Source organism: Saccharothrix ecbatanensis (assembly GCF_014205015.1).
Taxonomy (GTDB): Bacteria; Actinomycetota; Actinomycetes; order Mycobacteriales; family Pseudonocardiaceae; genus Actinosynnema; species Actinosynnema ecbatanense.
Window position 1 is genome coordinate 2,861,178 of the sequence record NZ_JACHMO010000001.1, and the last position, 20,969, is coordinate 2,882,146.

The following is a 20,969-nucleotide window of genomic DNA, read 5'->3' on the forward strand; positions in this document are numbered from 1 at the left end:
CGATGCCACTTGACGAGGTCGGCGAGCTCGACCGGACCCTGGATTGGCTCATCGGTCCCGCTTTGGACCGGTTGGCCCGTTGTGTGGCCGAGGTCGCCGACCTCGCCGCCGCCGAGGCGGACGCCGTGCTCGACGCCGCCCGCGACGCGTTGCTGGACACCGTGCGGCGCAAGGTCGTCCGCGTCATCGTGCTGGAGCTGAACGCGGCCCGGGTGACCGGCAAGCTCGTCGCCACCGACCCGGCCGGGCGCTGGGCGGAATTCCTGGCGCGGGCGGCGGAACCCGACTTCTGGCACGACCTCACCCGCCACTACCCGCACGTCGTGACCCGATTGCGCGCGGTCGTGACGAACCGGGTCGACGCCGTGCACACGATGGCGTCACGGTTCGCGGCCGACCGGTCCCGGCTGGCCGACCTGCTCGGCGCGGACGCCGGTGAGCTGCGCAAGGTCGAGTTCGGCGCGGGTGACAGCCACCGCGGTGGCCACACCGTCACGCTCCTGCACTGCACCGGTGGCACGGTCGTCTACAAGCCCCGTCCGATGGAGGTGGACCGGCGGCTGGCCGAGTTCCTGGCCGTGCTGACGGTCGGTGACGCCGAGGGCATCCGGGTGCCGCGCGCGATCGTGGCCGACGGCTACGGCTGGGCCGAGCACGTAGCCCACCGGTACTGCGAGACGGACGCGGAGCTGGACGTGTTCTACCGCAACCTGGGCCACTGGCTGGCCGTGATGCGGCTGGTGTCCGGGACGGACCTGCACGCGGAGAACATCATCGCCTGCGGGCCGGTGCCGGTGGTGGTGGACTGCGAAAGCGTGTTCACGCCCCGGCCGCCGCACCCGCCGACCGGCGCCGGCGAGGCGACCGACCTGATCGCCGAACAGCTGAACGGGACGGTGCTGCGGACCGGTCTGCTGCCCGGACGTGGCGCGGGACTGGGCTGGCGTGGCGTGGACGGGTCCGCGATGGGCGGACTGCCGGGCGAGCAGCCCGACGTCGGGATGCCGGACCTGGTGGGAGCCGGCACGGACCAGGCGCGGGTGGTCATCGTGCCGCAGCAGCTGCCGCCGACCCGGAACCTGCCCAGCCCGCACCCCCGGCTGGCCCGCCACTGGCCGCGCGTCGTGGCGGGGTTCGACGAGATGGCGGCGCGGATCACGCGGCTGGACCAGGCCGGTGACCTGGCGCCGCTGCTGGCGACGTTCGCCGACTGCGTGGTGCGGGTGATCGTGCGCGACACCGAGTCGTACACCGAGCTGGCCCGGATGCTGTGGCACCCGGCGGGCCTGCACGACCAGGACACGGCGGAACGCAAGGCCAGGGCGTTGCTCGCGCGGCACTCGATGAACACCCGTGGGCCGGGCGACCCGGACGTCCACGCGGCCGAGGTCGCCGAGCTGCTGAACGGCGACATCCCCGTGTTCACCACCACGCCCGCCGAAGGTTGGCTGCACACGCCCGGCGACACGGTCTGCGGGCCGCGGGTCGACCAGGTGGAGTTGGCGTTGCACAACTGGCGCACCGCGGACCTCGCGCTGGAACGCCGCGTCACGCACGCCGCGTTGGTCAGCGCCTACCTGAACCAGGGCGGAGAACCCGACCTGCACCGCATGACCACCCCGCCACCAGCTCAGTCCTCTTTGGACACACGCCGACGCGCGCTGGCAGCGGAGCTGATGCGTGAACTGGCGGGCGAAGCGATCCGTGGCGGCGACGGCACGGCAACGTGGTTCGCGCCGATCCTGGACCGGTCCGGGTGGCAGACCACTCCCCTCACACCGGACCTGTACGGCGGCACGTTGGGTGTCGCCGTGCTGCTCGCGGCCTACCGCCGGGAGGTGGCCGCGGGCCGTGCCGACGCGGTGGACCACGTGTCGGACCTGCTCGACGCGACCGTGCGGACCGCCGCGTTGACCCAGCGGTGGTGGGCCGCCCAGTCGGAACACACCCGCCGCAGGCCCGATCCCGTGGGCGCGTACATCGGGCTGGGCTCGCAGATCTGGTGCTGGCTCACGCTGCACCGGCTGGGGCTCGACTGCCTGGAAGACGCCGAGTTCCTGGCCGCGCAGATGCCCGCCGCGATCGCCGCGAGCGAAGGCCCGGACGTGGTCGTGGGCACGGCGGGCGCGATCGTGCCGCTGCTGATGCTGGCCGAGCGGACCGGTCACGCGCGGTGGGTGGACGTGGCGGCAGACGCGGGCCGGAGGCTGGTGTCCGAGGCCCGCACCGACGGCGGCCTGGTCCGGTGGGGCGCACCGAACTGGCCGGACGGCATCGGCGGGTTCGCGCACGGAGCCACCGGCATCGGGTGGGCGTTGGGCAAGCTGGCGGCGGTCACCGGTGAACGCCGGTTCTCGACGTTGACCGAGGGCGCGGCGGCGTTCGAGGAGACCTGGTACAGCCGGGAGCGCGGAGCGTGGATGGACCCCCGTGAGCCGAACACGATCGCCGCCGCCTGGTGTCACGGCGCGGTCGGCGTCGGCCTGGCCACCTCGGACCCGGACGTGCTGCGTCGAGCGGCGGCTTCGGGTTTGCGGGACGGCATCGGGTGGACCCACACGCTGTGCCACGGCGACACGGGCACGTGGGAGCTCCTGACGACCGCGCTCGACGCCGGTGTCGCGCCCGACGGGCTGGACCGGGCGAGCCTGGACGCGATGGTGATCGGCAGCCTGGAGGCGAACGGGCCGACCACCGGTCTGGCGCGTGAGGTGTACTCGCCGAGCGTCATGTCGGGCTCGGGCGGCATCGCGTACCAGCTGCTGCGGATGCACCCGGATTGCGACCTGCCGTCCGTGCTGCTGCTCGGCGACGGCCCGACGTGACCGGCGCGACCGGCGTGACCGGCGCGAAGTCCGAGGAGGGAGACCCGCGCGACGGTGCCTTGGTCACCCCGCACTGGCAACTGGACGACACCGCCGCCACCGCACCCCGCCGGGTCTTGCGGGGTCTGCCGTCGGCCACCTGGCCCGTGCTCGCCATGATCCGCCAGGCCGCGCCGGTGCCCGCACTGGCCGTCGCGGTGATGCAGGTGGTGTCGGGGCTCGCGGCGGCGTTCGGGCTGTTCGCCACGACGGGTGTGCTGACCGAGTTGCTGGCGAGCGGACCGACCACCGAACGGGTGTTGGCCGCCCTGCCGAACCTGCTGCTCGTCGGCGCGGCGTTCGGGCTGCGCGGCGCGATGGACGTCGGGGTGTCCCTCGCCCACGCACGCATCACGCCCGCCGTGCGGCGGTTGGCCGAGGAACGGCTGTACGCGGCCAGTCTCACCGCCGACCTGGCCGCGTTCGACGACTCCCGGTTCCACGACCGGATGCACCGCGCCCGCGACCGAGGGCTGTTCTACCTCGAACGCGCGGCCGACAACCTGGTCGAACTGCTCGGCGCCGTGCTGGGCATCGTCGCGGCCACCGGCAGCCTGGCCGTGCTGCACCCGATCCTGGTGCCGGTGCTGCTGCTGGCCGTGATCCCGGACGGGTGGGCGGTGCAGCGGGCCGCGAAGCTCGCCTACGCCAGCGTCGGCCGGACCGTGGCGCTGGACCGGCGGGTGCAGATGGTGGCCGGTCTCGCCACCGAACGTCAGCCTGCCGCCGAGATCCGCGCCTACCAGGCGGAACCGTTCGTGCTGCACGAGTACCGGGTGGCGGCGGACCCGTTGCGGGACGAGGACGTCCGGCTCGCCACCGCGCAGGCCCGGGTGCGCGGAGCCGGCCGTGCGCTCGCCGGGCTCGGTCTCGCGGTGACCTACGTCGTGCTGGGCGGGCTGGTGCGGTACGGCTGGGTGCCGCTGGCCGTGGCGGGCACGGCGGCGATCTCGATCCGGGTGGCCACGAGCGCGTTGAACCGGCTGGTGCTGGCCGCCAACCAGCTCGTGGAGCAGGGCATGTACGTCGCGGACTACCAGGAGTTCCTGGCCTCCGCCGCACGGTCCGCGCAGCGCGACGGCGTCGACGCCCCGATCGATCCGAGCCGGGTGACGCTGGACCGCGTCAAGTTCCACTACCCCGGCAGCGCCCGACCGGCGGTCCGGGACGTGTCGTTGACCATCGAGCCCGGCGAGACGATCGCCCTCGTCGGCGAGAACGGGTCGGGCAAGACCACGCTGGCCAAGCTGATCGCCGGGCTCTACACGCCGACGTCCGGCGCGGTCCGCTGGGGCGGGCACGACATCGCGCTGGTCGACCGGAGCCAGGTCGCCGACCGGGTGATGATGGTGCTCCAGGACCCGGTCCGGTGGCCGCACACGGCCCGGGTGAACGTCCGCGTCGGCAGGCACGACCGGCCCGACCCGGACGGACTGGCGGTGCTGGACGCGGCGACGCAGGCCGGCGCGGACGAAGTGGTCGACCAGCTTCCCGACGGCTGGCACACGTTGCTGTCCAAGCAGTTCCGGGGCGGCGTGGAGCTGTCCGGCGGCCAGTGGCAGCGGCTCGCCGTCGCCCGCGGGCTCTACCGGGACGCCCCGCTGCTGATCTGGGACGAGCCCACCGCGCCGTTGGACGCCAAGGCCGAGTTCGCGGTGTACGAGTCGCTGCGCGCGTTGGCCGAGGACCGGACCGTCGTGCTCATCACGCACCGGCTGGCCAGCGTGCGGCACGCGGACCGGATCCTCCTGCTGCACGAAGGGGAGTTGGTCGAGGAGGGCACGCACACCGAACTGCTGGCGTTGGGTGGACGGTACGCGGAGCTGTCCGAGTTGCAGAGCCGGATGTACGCCGGTGCTTGAGCTGGTGGGGCCGGACGATCCGCGGTACGCGTGGTCGCGCAGCCAGTTCATCGGACGACCGCACGAGGTGCTGCCGCACTCGGTCGCCCGCTGCGCCTCCGCCGCCGACGTGGTCGCCGCTCTCGCGTTGGCCCGGACGCGCGGGTGGCCGTTCGCCGTTCGGGGTGGCGGGCACAGCAACGCCGGCTACTCCAGCACGACCGGTCTGCTGCTGGACCTGACGCCGACGGACTCGCTGTCCGTCTCGGGTGACCTGGTGACGGTCGGCGGCGGCGTCCGGATCGGACGGTTGGCCGAGGCGTTGGCCCCTTCGGGTCGGCTGGTGCCGGTCGGGTCGTGCCCGTCGGTCGGGGTGGTCGGCGCGGCGCTCGGTGGCGGGTTCGGCAGTCACGGGCGGTTGCACGGGCTCACCTGTGACGCGCTGGTGTCAGCGGAGGTCGTGCTGGCGTCGGGGGACGTCGTGGAGGCGTCCGAGGAACGGGAGGCCGACCTGTTCTGGGCGCTGCGCGGCGCGGGCGGTGGCAACTTCGGCGTGGTGACCCGTGCGACGTTCCGGACCATGCCCGCCCGGCCCCGCACCCATCTGAGGATGTCCTGGGACTTCCACCATGCCGCCGCGTTGATCGACTGGTGGCAGCGGTGGGCGCCCGATGCGCCGGACGGGGTGTCGGTGGAACTGGTCGTGCTCGGTCCGGAGTCCCCGGACGAGGAGCCGGTGGTGATGCTGGTCGGGGCGGTGCCCGACCGTGACGCGCTCGGGTTTCCGGACGCGCTCGGGTTTCCGGCCGACGCCCAGCCGGTGTTCACCGAGGTGGTCGACGTGTCCGCCGCCGACGCCGTGTTGCTGCACGCGACACCGCACTCGGCCGTCGCCCGTGATCCGGTGAGCATCCCGCTCGTGCACGAGCGGCCCGGGATGTCGACCGCCAAGACCGAGTTCTTCGACCGGGCGTTGCCCGAGGAAGCGGTGGCGGCGCTGCTTGAGCACTTCGCGGCGGGTCGCCGGCACGGTGAGCTGCGGGAGATCGCGTTCACGCCGTGGCGTGGCGCGTACGGGCGGGTGGCGTCGGACGCCACCGCGTTCGCCCACCGTGACCAGGCGTTCCTCGTCAAGCACACGGTCCTGGTCGGCCCGAACGGCGCGGCGCGGCGTGGGCAGGAGGTGCTGGACCGCCTGGCGGCGGCGTGGGCGATCCTCCACCCCTGGGGCACGGGTCGGGTGTACCCGAACTTCCCCGACCCGGCCCAGGCCGACTGGCAGACCGCGTACTACGGGGCCAACGCGGACCGCCTACGTGCCGTCAAGTCGCACTACGACCCCGACGACAGGTTCCACTTCGCCCAGTCCATCCCCGGGACGGCTCAGGTCGGGAAGATCCAGTAGAGGTCCCAGCCGTTGTACTTCCAGCAGACGTGCTCGTCCACGTCCCAGGGCTTCTTCTGGCCCGCCTCTTCGCATTCCTGCTTGGTTTCGTAGGTGGCGACGTACTGCCAGTAGTCCATGGCCACCGCTTGACCTGGTGCGGCTGACGCCGGGGCGGTTGCGGCGCCCAAGGCGAGCAGGGCCGCGACGACCAGTGCGCGCATCGGTTCCCCCTTCACGGAAAACGCTTTCCACGCGGCGGTACACCGATCCCAGCACAGTGGCCGGCAACCTGGCAATGCGTCGGCCGACGACCCGCACGGGGTACCGAAGTCACTCGCTACCCAAGTCACGCGGTCCCGAAGTCACGCGGTCCGGAAGTCACGCGGTCCCGAAGTCACGCGCCAGGCCGCGGCCTGGTCACTCGTCGTCGAGCTCGACGTCCGTGAGTTCGTCCACCCCGACCACGTCGGCGCCGTTGAACACCACCACGACCCCCAGCTCGCCGAGGCCGGCCACGCTGCACTCGGCGAACCGGACCAGCCAGTCCCGGCCCGGGTGGAAGGTGAACTCCGGCTCGGCGACGGCGTCCGGGCCGTAGCCGGGACGATCGCGCAGGTGCTCGTCCACCGCCTCGTGGGCGGTCTTGAGCAGCCGCTCGCGCTCGTCCAGGACCGAGCCGATGAACGCGAGGTCGAGGTCGTCGGTGGTGGCCGGCTCCTCCACCAGCACGCTGACCGACGTCCCGGCGGCAGTCGCGTTCCAGCACGCCACACCCTCGGGCGTGTGGTCCACCGGCGTCAGCTCGCCGAAGCCGGGAATGGTGATCGTCACCCCCGGATCCTAGCCGCCCGGGGTGCGACCGGCGGGCGGCGGCGGACAGCTGCCCGGCGCGACCAGGCCGCTGTGGAACGCGGCGGCGATCGCCTGGGCACGGTCGCGCAGCCCGAGCTTCATCAGGATCCGGCCCAGGTGGGTCTTGACCGTCGCCTCGCCCACCACCAGGTGCGAGGCGATCTCGGGGTTCGACAGCCCGTGCGCGACGAGCACCAGCACCTCGCGTTCCCGCACCGTCAGCTCGCCCAGCTCCGCCGACGTCGGCAGCTGGTGGCGGGGCCGGGCGGCGAACTCGCGGATGAGCCCCTTCGCCACGGTCGGGTCCAGCCACGCCTCACCGGACGCCACCGTGCGCACGGCGTCGACCAGCTCGCGCGGCACGGCGTCCTTCAGCAGGAACCCGGACGCACCCGCCCGCAACGCCGCGTACACGGCCTCGTCCACGTGGTACGTCGTCAGGATGATGATCTTCGTGGCGTGGTCCTCGCCCTCCGGGTCGGCGTCGATGATCCGCCGGGTGGCCTCCACCCCGTCCACGCCCGGCATCCGCACGTCCATCAGCACCACGTCGGGGTGCAGCTCGCTCGCCCGAGCCACCGCGCTCTCGCCCTCGTCCGCCTCGGCCACCACCTCGATGTCAGGTTCGGCGTCCAGCAGCATGGCGAGACCTGCCCGCACCAACGGCTGGTCGTCCACCAACATCACCCGGATCACCGACGCTCACCCACAGCCCCACTCACCACCGGAAGCACCACCGCCACCACCCCGACACCCGGCTCCGCGTCCACCAGCACGGCCAGACCAGCCCGAACCAACCGCCGGCCATCCACCAACACCACCCGAATCACCGACGCTCACCCACAGCCTCGCTGGCCACCGGACCGGACACCGGGAACACCGCCACGACCCGGAAGCCGCCCGCCGGCAGTGGGTTCGCCTCCAGCCGCCCGCCCACGATCGCCAGCCGCTCGCGCAGCCCGGCCAGGCCGTGGTCGGTGGAGAACGTCCGCTCCGGCCGCCGCCCACGCCCGTCGTCGGTGACCTCGACGGTCAGCTCGCCATCCGCCCACCCCAACCGGACGTCCACCGCCGCGCCCGGACCGACGTGCTTGGTCACGTTCGTCAGCGCCTCCTGCACCACCCGGTACGCGGCCAGGTCCACACTCGCCGCCAGCCGCCGAGGCTCCCCCTCCACCCGCGTGTGGACCCGCACGCCGGCGGCCGAGATGGCGCCGACCAGCTGGTCCAGGTCGGCCAGGCCGGGCTGCGGGAGGCCGTTCACCCCGCCCGACTCGAGGTCCTCGTCGTCGTGGCTCAGCCGTAACGCGGTCAGCATCCGGCGCAGCTCCCCCATCGCCTGCTCGCCGGCCTCCTCGATGTGGCGCAGCGCCTGCCCGACCCGCACCGGATCGCTGTCGAGCACCCGCCGCGCGCCGGCGGCCTGCAACACCATCACCGTGACCGAGTGCGCCACGATGTCGTGCAGCTCGCGCGCGATGCGGGTGCGCTCGACGGCCACCGCCTCCTGCGCCGCCACCCGCCGGCGGAACTCCAGGTCTTCGGCGTGCTGCCGGCTCAACCGCGCCCACCGCCCACCGGCCCACACGCACCCGTACAGCAGCAGGTTGAACGCCATCGTGGCGTACAGGGCCACCGTGGCCTCGTCCTGCGTCCTCGACCGGGCTTCCAGCAGCGAGGACGTCAGCGCCGGGACCGCGCACGCGAGCAGGGCCACCACCGCGACCCGGCTCGACGCGTGCAGCGCGACGGTGAACAGCGCGACGCACGTCGTCGCGGTCGGGGTGAAGTCCATCCCGCCCAGCGGAGCGGCGAGCACGGCACAGGCCCAGACCACGGCGAACACCGCCACCGGGTACCTCCGCCGCACCAGCAGCGCGGCAAAGGCGACCGCGCCGATCGCGATCACGCGCCAGGCGTCGGCGTTGCCCGACCAGTCGGTGCTGACCGTGGAGAACAGCAGCAGGTCGAGGACCGTGGTCGACGCCGCCAACGCGACATCGACGGCGGTCTGCCGGGATACCCAGGCCGGCCGCTTTCCGGTCATGACCTGGGTGGGGCGCACACCTTGATGACCGGGCACAACGGTGCCGGGCCCGACGCCAGCGACCGGTGCTCGAACTCGGGTGCGCGTTGGGCGTCCTCGATCACGGCCGCCTCGCGCAGGAGGTCCGGCGTCACGGCGTCGCGCACTCCCGGCGTGATGGCGCCGATGGTCTCCAGCGCCGCCCACAGGTCGCCTTCGTGCGCGCGCACGGCCTCGTCCAGATCGGTGCCGCTGAACCGGCTCACCTGCGGCTCGTGCCGGGAGGCGTTGCCGAACCGGAGCACGGCGAACCGGTCGCCCCCGTCCTCGGGCAGCGTGGACGACATCAGCACCTGCTCGACGACCAGGCGTTCGATCCGGCCGCCACCGTCGAGCGGCAGCGGCAGCACGAGCAGGTCGAGACCGCCGGTCGCCTCGCCCAGCTCCACCGGCGCGGACGGCACCAGCACCTCGTCCGGCACCACCAACAACCCCGTGGCCAGGTGGCCTTCCCAAGGTTTGTCCGGGAAACCACGGGCTTGGACGGACACTGCGAGACGCACGTTGGAACTGGACACTTTTCCTCCCCGTTGTCGCGTGATCCACGCGTTCGGCGCTCCCTTTTTCGCGCCGCGAACAATGGGACCACGCGCTCTTGGGGATATCGTCCGCCCGGGGTCCGATCTTGACGATCCCCCTCAGGTCTTACCTCGATCGGGCGACGCAGCACGGGAAAGCGGACCCGGCGAATCCACCCGGGGACAGACGAAATGGCCCCCGTCATTCGACAGCATTGCGGTCAGAACCAGGAACCGCAGGAAACCGGATCGACGGAGGCCGATGTGTCCACCGAACCCGTTCCGCGCAGTCACACGAGGGCGTTGTCCGAATGGGGGACGGCGCACTGGAAATCGCTGCCCGCCGCCCAGCAGCCGCCGTGGTCGGATCGCCGGGCACGGGCGTTCCGGGCCCGGCTCGCGCGGCTGGACGGCCTGGTGACGCCCACCGAGGTGGCGGCGCTCCGGGCCGATCTGGCCGAGGTCGCGGCCGGCCGGCGGCTCGTGTTGCAGGCAGGTGACCGCGTCGAGCCGTTCGCCGAGTGCGGCCCGCGCGAGGTGGTCCCCAAGGTCGCGCTGCTCGACCGGCTGGCCACGGCGCTGGGCGAGGGTGACCGGCCGGTGGTGCGGGTCGGCCGGCTGGCCGGGCAGTTCGCCCAGTCGCGGTCCCGCCCGACGGAGGTGGTCGACGGGGTGGAGCTGCCGGTGTACCGGGGCGACCTGGTCAACGCGCCGCAGCCGCACGTCCTGGCCAGGCAGGCGGACCCGGCACGGCTGATCGCGGGCTACCACGCGGCGCGGTCGGTGACGGAGTTCCTGCGGCGTCACCTGCCACTCGTGCGGACCAGCCACGAGGCGCTGGTGCTGGACTACGAGCTGCCGATGGTGCGCCGGGACGAACGGGGCGTCCCGCTGCTGACCTCGACGCACTGGCCGTGGGTCGGCGACCGCACCCGTGACGTCCACGGCGCGCACATCCGGCTGCTTGCGTCGGTGGCGAACCCGGTGGCGTGCGAGATCGGCCCCGGCATGCGCCCGGACGAGCTGCTCGCGCTGTGCGAACGGCTCGACCCGGAACGCGAGCCGGGTCGGCTGACGCTGATCACCCGCCTCGGCGCGGACCGGGTGTCCGCGCAGCTGCCGCCGCTGGTGGACGCGGTCCGCTCGGCGGGCCACCCGGTGATCTGGCTGTGCGACCCGTTGCACGGCAACACGGTCACCGACGCCGACGGCCGCCAGACGCGACTGGTCGAGACGGTCGTCCGCGAGGTGGCGGACTTCCGGGCGACCGTGCACGTCGCCGGTGGCGTGGCGGGCGGTCTGCACCTGGAGACCACGCCGGACGAGGCCGCATGGGACGACTTCTCCACCGGCTCGCACCGGAGCCTCTGCGGCCCGCCGCTCACTCCCGGACAGGCGCTCGCCGTGATCGCGGCCTGGCGTGACGTCCGACTCTGACGTCCGACTCTGACGTGTGACTCCGAGGGGGAGAAAAACCATGCGCAGCAACGTGATCACGTCATCCCAGTGCTCATTCCGGACCGCGCGGGAGTTCGCCGAGCTGGCCGGTGACACCGTGCTGGGCGCCGTCCGCCACTCGACTACCGCCGGTCCGCCGCGGTGGGAGCACGGCCTCCCGGTCCTCCCGCTGCACATGGCACGGCCGGGTGAGCCCGAGGTGGTGGAGGTCTGGCACACGGACGGCCAGATGGTGCGGACCGGCGAGCACAAGGGGCTGCTCTACGCGCACGACGGCGAGGTGCTGTTCGGCGCGGGGTGGATCGGCCCGTCCGCGGACTGCGGCGAGGCGGCGCACCGGGCGTACCTGGCGGCGTTCGAGGTGGTGGAGCGCCTGGGCTACCCGAACGTGTTCCGGATGTGGAACATGATCGAAGGCATCACCGAGGTGTACACGGACTTCTGCGTGGGCCGTGGCCGGGCGTTCGACGGCCGGGCGTTCGACGAACGTGGCCACGCCATGCCCGCGTCCACCGACATCGGCGCGCTCGGCGGCGGCGTCGCGTTCTACTTCCTGGCGCACCGGACGCGCAAGGCGGTGCACCTGGAGAACCCGTTGCAGACCCCTGCGCACACCAGCCGGTGCCCGAGCGTCGCGCGGGCCACCTACCTGACGTCGGAGAAGGGCTCGCTGTACGTCTCCGGCACCGCGAGCATCCTCGGCCAGACCACGGTCGCGCGGGGTGACGTGGCCCGCCAGTGCCAGGTGACGCTGGCCAACATCGCCGCCTTGATCGGCCAGGACAACCTCGCCCGGCACGGCATCGACGGCGGCTACCGGCTGGACGACCTCCGCACGATCAAGGTCTACGTCAAGCGCCCCGAGGACGTGCGGACGGTGACGCGGCTGTGCCGGGACGAATTCCCCCGACGCGCGGACATCGCTGTGTTCACGGTCGACGCCTGCCGCCCCGACCTGCTGGTCGAGATCGAAGGGAGCACACCGTGAACCGAGGGGCCGCGGTGGTGCGACCGCGGGCGGCCTAGTCACGGAGAACTTGGTGCTCGCGCTCACGCGGCACCACCGCCGACGGCGTCGGACCGCCGTTCGGCACGCGGCCGGTCGGTCAGCTCTGAGGGGTGCTGACCGGCCGGCGCGTGACTCTGCCGTCCTGTTCGGACGGTCGTGTGCGGGTCAGGCCCTGGTGTAGGTCAGGCAGTTGGCCGCGTGGTCGCCCTCGCCGGGCCCGACGCGCACACCGGACGCGGTGCACTCCAACTCCTTGTTGTGGATGCAGTCCGTGCGCGAGCACGCCCCGACCTGCGCGATGACCTTCGGCAGACCGCCCTTCCGGGCGAGGGGGATGAACGTTCCGCAGTCGGCGGCGCCGTCGTGACCGCTGACTGTGATCGCGAAAGCGTGACAACCAACATCGTGGTTGTACGAACAACCCGTGACGGTGCACTCGCTGACGGCCGGCATTTCCGTGGTGGTCATAACCGCTCCTCTGACATCAGCTCCGGGACTGCGACGTTGCCACCGACCACCCGGCACCGCAACACGAAACCATTAAGGGAAGCCTAACCAAAGGCCCGGAAATGGGATTCGATCAATGCGCGGAAATGCGATTCACGGTTTGCACAGCGGTGGTTGGCAGAGCATCCCGCTCAACGCGCTGTGGAAGATCCCGTCGATCGCCGCAGGGTCGGCTGTGGTGAACGCCCGGCCGCCGGTGGCGGTGGCGATCCCGGTCAGCTCGCCCAGGTCGGCGTCGGGTCCGATGCCCAGACCGACCAACGGCAGTGGGCGGCGCGGGTCCTGGAGGGCGCGGAGTTCCGCCAGCAGGGTGTCCGCCGTGATGCCGACGGCGTCCTCGTTGCGACCGTCGGTCATCACCACGACCACGTTCAGCCTGCCCGGCTCCCAGTTCTGCCGCGCGGCCCGGTAGGTGGCGAGCACGCTGTCGTACAGGCCGGTCGCCCCGCCCTCGATGGCCCGCACCGCGCGCAACTTGGTCAGCGAGTCGCCGGCCAGGTGTTCGGCGACGGTTCGGGCGGGGAGCAGCTCGCGGTGGTCGCGGTCGCCGTCCAAGTTGGTGGAGAACAGCGAAATGCCCACTTTCGTGGTGGGTTTGACCAAGTCGAAGCCCGCTTCGGTGGCCTTGAGCGTGACCGTCATCCGGTCGAGGCGGGTACCCGGGACGGGTTGGCCCATCGACCCCGACACGTCCAGCAGGATCTGGAGGCGACCGCTGAGGTTGATCGCCGCCCACTGGTTCAGCATCTCGTCGGCCACGTCGGTGTCGGGCACGGCGACCGGCGGGACGGTGTCGGCGGTGGTGCGTTCGGACGCCGGACCTGCGGTGCCGTTCGGCTGCCGGAGGCCCTGTTCGGTCAGGTCCGGTGCGGTTCGCGCGTCGAGGAGTTCGGCGAGCAGGCGGCGGGCGGCGTCCCGTTCCCCGGATCGGGGCATCACGGTGAACGGGTAGTCGAGCGGCGGGACGGGCGGGTCGGCGTAGGCGGCCACCAGGCCGGGGCGTTGCAGCAGTGCCTGTTCGGACACGGGGAACGCGGCGAGTGGGTCGGGTCCGTCGAGCCTGGCCCACAGGTCGGCCGCCCGTTCCTCGGTGTCGGTGGACAGCCGCCGGAGGGTCGCGGTCGCGGTGGGGAGTTGCCGGACGCCGAGCACGGCGGACAACCCGATCGGGTCACGTGCCGGGTCGGGGAGGCCGACGCGCAGGTCGAGCACCTTCGGCCAGGTCAGGGGTTCACCCGGCCAGCCGAGCGCGCGGGCCGACTCCTCGGCGACGCCCAGCACGACCGGTGACGAGGCGATGGACGTGCCGCCCACGGGCAGTTCCCACGCGCGCCTGGCCTGGGTGCGCTGCAACCACACGGTGGACTCGGGAATCCACACGTCAGGGTGATCGGCGGCCGGGTCGGCGAGCGCGTCACCGACTCGGGCGGACTGCGCGCCGGTCACGACGACGCGCAGGCAGGGGTCGGCGAGCCGCTGGGCCGCCTCCTCGACCACGGGCGCGATCTCGGGCGCGGCGGTGACGTCGAGGATCCGGGTGCAGTCGGCGGAGGAGAAGCGGAGGTGCGGGTAGCCGACCCAGGCCGTGACGGCGAGGAGCAGCAGCACACCGAACACGACCGCCGGCCTGCGCACCGCGTTGCCTCCCGAGGGCGTGAAGGGCCGATCGCACGGTAGCCGCAGACCGGTTGTCCGTGCGCACAAAACCTTCTGTGACCAGTGCCAACGCGGTCGCCGTTACGTTGCGGGGCAGGGCTGTCATGGGAGAGGTGCGAGTGGACTTCGACCAGGTTCGCCGGGACTGGACCACCCTCGGCGCGCGGGATCCGCTGTGGGCGGTGAGCGTCGCGCCGGACAAGCGGGGTGGGCGGTGGGACGTCGACGAGTTCCTGGCACAGGGCCAACACGACGTCGCCCGCACCCGTTCGTGGTTGGCCGCGTTGGGGTTGCCGACCGAGTGGGAGCGGGTGCTGGACTTCGGGTGCGGCGCGGGCCGGTTGTCGCAGGCGTTGGCGGAGTTCGCGGACGAGGTCGTCGGAGTGGATGTGTCGGTCCCCATGCTGGAGACCGCACGTGCCCTGGACCTGGGTAGACGTCGGCCGGCGGATGGTGGTGGGACGTGCCGGTTCGTGCTGAACGAGGCGCCGGACCTGCACGTGTTCCCGAGTGGAAGCTTCGACCTGGTGTATTCGGAACTGGTGCTGCAACACCTGCCGTGGCGGGTGATCGCGGGTTATCTGGCGGAGTTCGTGCGGGTGCTGCGGCCGGGGGCGGTCGCGCTGGTCCAGTGCACGACACGTCCGATGTGGACGGTGAAGGGGACGGTGTGGCGGATAGCCCCGGCGCCGGCTGTACGTCTGGCACAACGGGTCCTGCTCGGCTATCCCGCGCCGATGTTGATGACGGCGGTGCCGGCGGCACGGTTGCGCGCGGTGGTGCGGGCGCATGGCGGTGAGGTGGTCGACACCGCGACTACGCGGGAGCCGGCGACGCATTGGGTGTCTTCGCGGTACGTGATCCGCAAACTCGCCGGGGAGCGTTGACATCAGCATCGTCGACCCGCCGACGGCCCCGGGGAGCGAGAACACCCGGCGAAGGGCTTCGCAGGCGTCCCCGCCCAACGCCGATCCCCTCACCCCCCACGCCGCCCCCGCATGCACCCCTTCGCCACCCAGCTCCCCCGCCGCGCCGCCCAGCGCACCACCGCCAACCGCTCCTCACGAGCCTCCGCCCAACGAACCATCGGCCATCGCTCCCCAAGCCTCGCCTCCCAACGCGCCTCGGCGATCGGCTCCGCAAGCTCCCGACGCAACCGGGCGAGCGGCATCCCCAGCGCCCCTTCCCGACAGAAACCGGCGAACCGCTGCACAAGCGACCTCGGCCGGCGGAACCCGCCCTAGGGCTTCACAACCGTCCCCGGCCGACGGGACCCGACACACAGCGGCAAATGCACCTCCGCCAAGCGAAACCGTGCCAAGAGCTTTGCAAACATCCCCGGCCAACGAAGCCGGACAGGCGACCCCACAAGCACCCCCGCCAGGCCAAACCCACCAAACGGCTTCGCAGGCGTCCCCGGCCAACGAAACCAGGCAAGCGACCCCACAAGCACCCCCGGCAGGTCGAACCCGGCGAAGAGCTTCGCAGGCGTCCCCGCCCAGGGGACCCCTGAATTTGATCCTGCCGGCAGGGACCGACAAGAACGGGCGTTCGGGGCGGGTCTGTGGACAACTGCGATCTGTCCCCAGGTCGCCGGTGACGTGGATCGTCGCCGCGCTGACCGCCCTCTCCTTCCTCCAACTGCCGGGCCGCACCACGTTCGACACGAAGCTAGACCTGGTCGTCGACCCGCTGTCCTTCCTCGCCCGCGCATTGCGCCTCTGGAACCCGGCGGCCAGCGGCGGGGAGTTGCAGAACCAGGCATACGGCTACCTCTTCCCCATGGGGCCGTTCTTCGTGCTCGGCGACCTCACCGGCCTACCGCCCTGGGTGACGCAGCGGCTCTGGTGTGCGCTGCTCTTGTGCCTGGCCTACGGCGGCGCGCTGCTGGTGGCGCGGGCGCTGCACATCGGCACGGAACCAGCGAGGCACGTGGGTGCGTTGGCCTACGCGCTGGCACCCCGGATGTTGACCGAGATCGGCCCCTTGACCGCCGAGACGCTGGCCGCGGTGATGTTGCCGTGGGTGTTGCTGCCGCTCATCACCGTCCAACGGCTCGGGCCGCGCAAGGCTGCCTGCCTGTCCGCGGTCGCCGTGCTGGGCATGGGCGGCGTGAACGGGGCCGTCGTGGTGATGGCCCTCGTGCTCCCAGCACTGTGGTTGCTGACCCGCCGCTGGACGTGGGCGCACGCACGGCTCGTCGCCTGGTGGTGCGCGGCGGTGACAACAGCGGTGTTGTGGTGGCTGCTGCCTTTGCTGTTGCTCGGCCAGTACAGCCTGCCGTTCGTGGACTACGTCGAGTCCGCCACCAACACCACCGCGCCGACCTCGCTGTTCCAGGTGCTGCGCGGCACGAACCAGTGGGTCGCGTACGTCGTGCAGGGCACGCCGTGGTGGCCGGCCGGGTTCCTGCTGGTCGACAACCCGGTGCTGATGGCCGCCACCGGTCTCCTCGCAGCGATCGCGCTGGCGGGGTTGGCCCGCGCCGGACTGCCGGAGCGACTGTTCCTGACGTTGGGCGTGATCACCGGCGCCGTCCTGCTGACCATCGGGTACGTCGGCGCGTTGGACAGCCCGCTGTCGGAAGTGGTGCGCGGTCTGCTCGACGGACCACTGGCGCCGCTGCGCAACGTGCACAAGTTCGAGCCGGGGCTGCGCCTACCGCTGACGCTGGCACTGTGCCACGCCATCACCGCACGAGCACCACAGAGGCACGCACGGACGAGGTGGGCGGTCGGGGCGTTGGTGGTGTTGGTGGCCGCCGCACCCGCGTGGCTGCTCACGTTGCGGCCCGGACCGGGGTGGGACGAGATCCCGGCGTACTGGCGTGAGGCCACCACCTGGCTGGCCCACGCGGACGGGAACGGTCGGACGCTGCTGGTGCCGGGCACCGGGTTCGCCGAGTACACCTGGGGCCGGCCGATCGACGAGCCGGTGCAGTCGCTGGCACGGTCACCCTGGGCGCTGCGCAGCCAGGTCCCGCTCGGTTCGGAGGGCAACACCCGACTGATGGACGCCGTGGAGGACGCGCTGGCGGACGGCCGCGGCGCGCCGGGTCTCGCCGACTTCCTGGCACGTTCCGGGCACCGGTTCCTCCTGCTGCGCAACGACGTCGAACGCGCCGACGTGCCGCCCGTGGCCGTGCTGCGCGAGGCGTTGGCCCGCTCCCCCGGCTTGACGAAAGTCGCCACGTTCGGCCCGGACACCCAGTCGACGGCGGACGTGGACGCAGGGCTGGGCAAAGTGCCCGCGCTGGAGGTCTACCGGGTGGACCGGGACGTGCCGCGGGCCACTGCGGTCGTGCTGGAGGACGTGGCCACGGTGAGCGGCGGGCCCGAGTCGTTGTTGCCGCTGCTGGACTCCGGTCTGCTCGATCGGCGCCGGCCCACCGTGCTGGCCGGTGACGGCGGCGCGTCGGAGGGAACGGACTGGCTGGTCACCGACGGTCTGCGCAACCGGGAGCGCAACGTGGGCCGGATGCGGGACAACCTCGGCCAGACGTTGACCGCCGACGAACAGCCCCGGCAAGTGCGGCCCGCGTTGGACGTCCTCCCGTTCGACGGCGTGGAGCACCGGACGGTCGCCGTGCACCGGGGCATCCGCGGGGTCACCGCGTCGTCGTCGGCCGCGTTCGCCGACTCGGTCCGGGGCTCGGACCTGGCATCGATGCCGTTCGCCGCACTGGACGGCGACCCGTACACCGCGTGGCAGTCATCCACGGTGGAAGGCCCGGTCGGTCAGTGGCTGGAGGTCGCACTCGACACCCCGCGCGTGGTGACCGAGGTCGGGCTGCGGGTGGTGGACGACCGCCGGGTGGGGTGGCCGGTGAGCCGGGTGCGGATCACCACCGACGCGGGCGAGGTCGAGCACGAGGTGGCCAGGGGATCAGGTGAGCAGCGGTTCCCGGTGGCGGCAGGGCTGACCGGGCGGATCCGGGTGACGGTCCTCGCCGTGGCGGCCGGGAGGGTGACCGGCAACGTGGGTATCGCGGAGCTGAGCGTGCCTGGTGTCGCGCCGCAGCGCGCGCTCCGCGTTCCGCAAGACGTGGACCCCGCGCCCGGCCAACGGACCGCGTTCGCCTTCACCAGAGGCTCGCAGCCCCGGTACGCCTGCCTCCGGGCGGGCGAGGTCGTGCGGTGCGACGCGTCGCTGGCCCGGTTCGGTGAGGAGCCGCAGGGCCTGCACCGGCTGTTCCGCACGACGACGCCCGCGACCTACGGCGTGACGGGCACGGTGCTGCCGGCCGGTGGCGCGTCTCCCCCGCTGGAGTTGCCGGGACTGACCGTGGCGGCGTCCACCCAGTTGGCCGGTGACCCCGGTGCGGCGGCGCTCGGCGCGGTGGACGGCGACCCGGCCACCACGTGGATCGCCGACCACACCGACCAGCGGCCGGTCCTGCGATTGGCGTGGGACCGGGCGCGGGACATCACCGGAATCCGGCTCACCACCACGGCGGGCTCGGGCGCGAGCACACCGTCCGAAGTAGACATAACGACTGCGGCGGGCACGGTGCGGCGAGCGGTGGGGCCGGACGGCACGGTCACGTTCGCGGGAACGACAGATCGCCTCGACATCGCGGTGACGCGGGTGGCAGCAGGCTCGCAGGGAGCGCCTGGCATCACCGAACTGACGCTCGACGGCGTCCAACTCCCGGCCATCCGGCAGGACACGCCGGTGACTGTGCCGTGCGGACGCGGTCCGGAGCTGCGGGTGGACGGGATCTCCTACGAGACGTCGGTCTCCGGCACGGTCCACGACGTGGTCGAACACCGCCCGCTACCCCTGACCACATGTCCGGACCTGGCCGAAGGCCTGGAGCTGAACGCGGGTGAGCACGAGCTGCGGACCGGTCGGACGGCCGACTTCCTGGTGCAGGACGTCTGGTTGCGCCAGGTCGGCACGCCGGCCGCCGAACCTCGGCAGCGGGCGGTCGAGGTGGTGGAGTGGACGTCGGCGCACCGGCAAGTGCGGGTGGCGGACGGACCGGCGGCGGTGCTCGCCGTGCCGGAGAACGCCAACGACGGTTGGGTGGCGACCGTGGGTGGGCGGCCGTTGCCGAAGACTCGGGTCGACGGGTGGCAGCAGGCCTGGCGGGTGCCGGCGGGCGCGGTGACGGTGGTGCTGGAGTTCCACCCGGACCGGTCGTACCGGACGAGGCTGCTGATCGGCGGTCTGGCCGTGGTGCTGTTGCTGGGCGCGGCTCTACTGCCGACACGGCGGCGGCGTGCGCAGGTCGCTGCGAACACGTCACCGCAGGTCGAGTTCGGCACCAGGCCAACCGATGGTCGGTGGGTGCCGTGGGTGGTGACCGCGCTGCTCGTCGTGCTGGGCGGGATGGCCGGGTTGGTGGCGTTGTTGGCGTGCCTGTTCCTGCGCAGTCTGGTGCCGAAGCGTCGGCGGGCGGTGTCGATGGCGCTCGCGTTCGGTGGCATGGCGGTGGCGACCGGTGTCAGCGTGACCGGTCGGGTGTTGGGCCATGGCCAGGAGTGGGCTTATGGCACGGCGGCTCAGGCGGCGGTGCTGGTGGCGCTGGCCGCGGTGGTGTCGGCCAGGATCAGGTGGTTCGACGATGCCTGATCTGGACCTCGACCGCCGCGCCGGCCAGCACCAACAGGCCGGTTGCCACGACCGCCGCGCTCACCACTTCGAGTGGCGAGTCGTTCAGCCACAACAGAACCAGGCCGGTCTCCACCGCCACGGCGAGCCACGTCAGCAGGGTCGCCCGACGGTCGTGCCCCGCGATCCGGGCGAACAGCAGGATCTGCGCCAGCGACAGCAACGACCCCACCACTGCGAACGGCCACAGCGCCAGCACACTGTATACATAAGACTGTCCACCGATCAGCCGCATCGCCTGCGACCCGAACAGAACCGAACCGACCACAACCACACCGTCCAGCGCCGCACACACCGCCAACGCCCCCACAACCGCCCTTCCACGGCCGGTATGGTGACCGGCACGCGCACCGGCGCTCGCCAAGCGGGGCAGGATCATTATGGCGATCGCATTCGGAAGCCAGTATGCAATCTTCGTCAGCACGGCACCGACCGCGTACTCGCCCGACGAGACCGGCAGGACGTGCCGGGCCAGCACAAGGTCCAGGTTCACCAGCACCACCATGGCCAACAACGCCTGCACGGCATGCCCGGCCTCCCGCAACCGGACGAGTGGAAAGCGGGCGGGCCGCGGCCGTCCACACACGACCCAGCCCACGACCGCCGAAACCGCCGTACCCACCGCAACCCCGGCCAGCGCACCCGTAGTGGACCGCGAGATCACCAGTCCCACCAACGCACCGCCGACCCTCAACCCCGCCTCCGCCGCGACAAACGCACCGAACACCGCGAACCGCTGACGTCCTTGCAGCAACCCGTGCCACAGACCATTGACTGTCAACGGCCCCACAGCACAAGCCAGCCACACCACCGCGAGCACGTCCCCCACCCGCAGCACCCCGACGATCACCGGCACCGCAACCCCGGCAAGCACCGCGACAACCGACGCGACCGCCAGCCCAAGACCGATCAGCGGCGCACGGCACTCACCGGGATGACCGGCGACGCGCAACGCCACCACCGTCTGCACTCCCATGGCCGGCACCGCACCCACCAACAGCACCGCCAGCAACGCACCCAGTTCACCGAAGGCCGCCGGCGCCAGCGCACGAGCCGCCACAACGGTCAGCAGGTACCCCGAAGCGTTCGACGCCATCACCCCGGCCGTGACCGCGAGCGCCTGTCCCCTGGCCCGACGCGTGCTGACGGCCACGGCACTCCCCCTCGGTTACCGG

The 20,969-nt window shown here is 72.2% G+C and carries 15 protein-coding genes; 7 read left to right on the top strand and 8 right to left on the bottom strand.

The window, feature by feature from the left end; translation table 11 throughout:
- Positions 1–2: 2 nt before the first annotated feature.
- The 3 genes from F4560_RS12300 to F4560_RS12310 are packed head-to-tail and all read left to right on the top strand — an operon-like array spanning position 3 to position 6,110.
- Positions 3–2,825 (top strand): type 2 lanthipeptide synthetase LanM family protein, encoded by a 2,823-nt coding sequence (locus F4560_RS12300; RefSeq protein WP_184919607.1) that lies wholly within the window; start codon positions 3–5, stop codon positions 2,823–2,825.
- Complete coding sequence (locus tag F4560_RS12305; protein WP_312869230.1) at positions 2,822–4,726, top strand: ABC transporter ATP-binding protein; 1,905 nt, start codon at positions 2,822–2,824, stop codon at positions 4,724–4,726. The genes F4560_RS12300 and F4560_RS12305 overlap by 4 nt, the downstream gene beginning before the upstream one ends.
- Positions 4,719–6,110: an FAD-binding oxidoreductase gene (locus tag F4560_RS12310; protein WP_184919609.1), complete on the top strand. Its 1,392-nt coding sequence runs from the start codon at positions 4,719–4,721 to the stop codon at positions 6,108–6,110. Before F4560_RS12305 ends, F4560_RS12310 begins: the two co-directional genes overlap by 8 nt.
- On the opposite strand, the gene F4560_RS12315 is transcribed toward F4560_RS12310, so the two are convergent.
- The 5 genes from F4560_RS12315 to F4560_RS12335 all read right to left on the bottom strand — a co-directional run bounded on the left by F4560_RS12315 (position 6,089) and on the right by F4560_RS12335 (position 9,533).
- Positions 6,089–6,313: a hypothetical protein gene (locus F4560_RS12315; RefSeq protein ID WP_184919611.1), complete on the bottom strand. Its 225-nt coding sequence runs from the start codon at positions 6,311–6,313 to the stop codon at positions 6,089–6,091. The genes F4560_RS12310 and F4560_RS12315 overlap by 22 nt on opposite strands.
- Positions 6,314–6,509: 196 nt before the next feature.
- Complete coding sequence (locus F4560_RS12320) at positions 6,510–6,923, bottom strand: hypothetical protein (RefSeq protein ID WP_184919613.1); 414 nt, start codon at positions 6,921–6,923, stop codon at positions 6,510–6,512.
- 9 nt (positions 6,924–6,932) lie between these two features.
- The gene (locus F4560_RS12325) at positions 6,933–7,640 is read right to left on the bottom strand and encodes a response regulator (RefSeq protein WP_312869232.1); all 708 of its coding nucleotides are present in this window, start codon (positions 7,638–7,640) and stop codon (positions 6,933–6,935) included.
- Positions 7,641–7,770: 130 nt separating this feature from the next.
- Positions 7,771–8,991 (bottom strand): sensor histidine kinase, encoded by a 1,221-nt coding sequence (locus tag F4560_RS12330; protein WP_184919615.1) that lies wholly within the window; start codon positions 8,989–8,991, stop codon positions 7,771–7,773.
- Positions 8,988–9,533, bottom strand: a complete 546-nt coding sequence (locus F4560_RS12335; protein ID WP_184919617.1) for a hypothetical protein — start codon at positions 9,531–9,533, stop codon at positions 8,988–8,990. The genes F4560_RS12330 and F4560_RS12335 overlap by 4 nt, the downstream gene beginning before the upstream one ends.
- Before the next feature lie 279 nt (positions 9,534–9,812).
- On the opposite strand from F4560_RS12335, the gene F4560_RS12340 reads away from it, so the two are divergent.
- Both F4560_RS12340 and F4560_RS12345 read left to right on the top strand, forming a co-directional pair.
- The gene (locus F4560_RS12340; protein ID WP_312869235.1) at positions 9,813–10,985 is read left to right on the top strand and encodes a 3-deoxy-7-phosphoheptulonate synthase; all 1,173 of its coding nucleotides are present in this window, start codon (positions 9,813–9,815) and stop codon (positions 10,983–10,985) included.
- Between the two features lie 40 nt (positions 10,986–11,025).
- Positions 11,026–11,994 (top strand): FkbO/Hyg5 family chorismatase, encoded by a 969-nt coding sequence (locus F4560_RS12345; RefSeq protein WP_184919620.1) that lies wholly within the window; start codon positions 11,026–11,028, stop codon positions 11,992–11,994.
- A gap of 186 nt (positions 11,995–12,180) precedes the next feature.
- Here F4560_RS12345 and F4560_RS12350 read toward each other — a convergent pair whose 3' ends face one another.
- Together F4560_RS12350 and F4560_RS12355 are read right to left on the bottom strand one after the other, a co-directional pair.
- The gene (locus F4560_RS12350) at positions 12,181–12,483 is read right to left on the bottom strand and encodes a DUF1540 domain-containing protein (RefSeq protein ID WP_184919623.1); all 303 of its coding nucleotides are present in this window, start codon (positions 12,481–12,483) and stop codon (positions 12,181–12,183) included.
- Positions 12,484–12,615: 132 nt separating this feature from the next.
- Positions 12,616–14,157, bottom strand: coding sequence for a substrate-binding and VWA domain-containing protein (locus F4560_RS12355; protein WP_184919625.1), 1,542 nt, complete (start codon positions 14,155–14,157; stop codon positions 12,616–12,618).
- 125 nt (positions 14,158–14,282) lie between these two features.
- Between F4560_RS12355 and F4560_RS12360 the strand changes: the two genes are divergently transcribed.
- Together F4560_RS12360 and F4560_RS12365 are read left to right on the top strand one after the other, a co-directional pair.
- A complete protein-coding gene (locus F4560_RS12360) occupies positions 14,283–15,065 on the top strand; it encodes a class I SAM-dependent methyltransferase (RefSeq protein ID WP_184919627.1) in 783 nt (260 codons plus the stop codon).
- 709 nt (positions 15,066–15,774) lie between these two features.
- Positions 15,775–19,755, top strand: coding sequence for an alpha-(1->3)-arabinofuranosyltransferase domain-containing protein (locus F4560_RS12365; protein WP_312869240.1), 3,981 nt, complete (start codon positions 15,775–15,777; stop codon positions 19,753–19,755).
- On the opposite strand, the gene F4560_RS12370 is transcribed toward F4560_RS12365, so the two are convergent.
- Positions 19,733–20,947 carry a polysaccharide biosynthesis protein gene (locus tag F4560_RS12370; RefSeq protein WP_184919629.1) on the bottom strand — a complete coding sequence of 405 codons (1,215 nt, stop codon included), beginning with the start codon at positions 20,945–20,947 and terminating at the stop codon, positions 19,733–19,735. The two genes, F4560_RS12365 and F4560_RS12370, sit on opposite strands and share 23 nt — an antisense overlap.
- Positions 20,948–20,969: the final 22 nt, after the last annotated feature.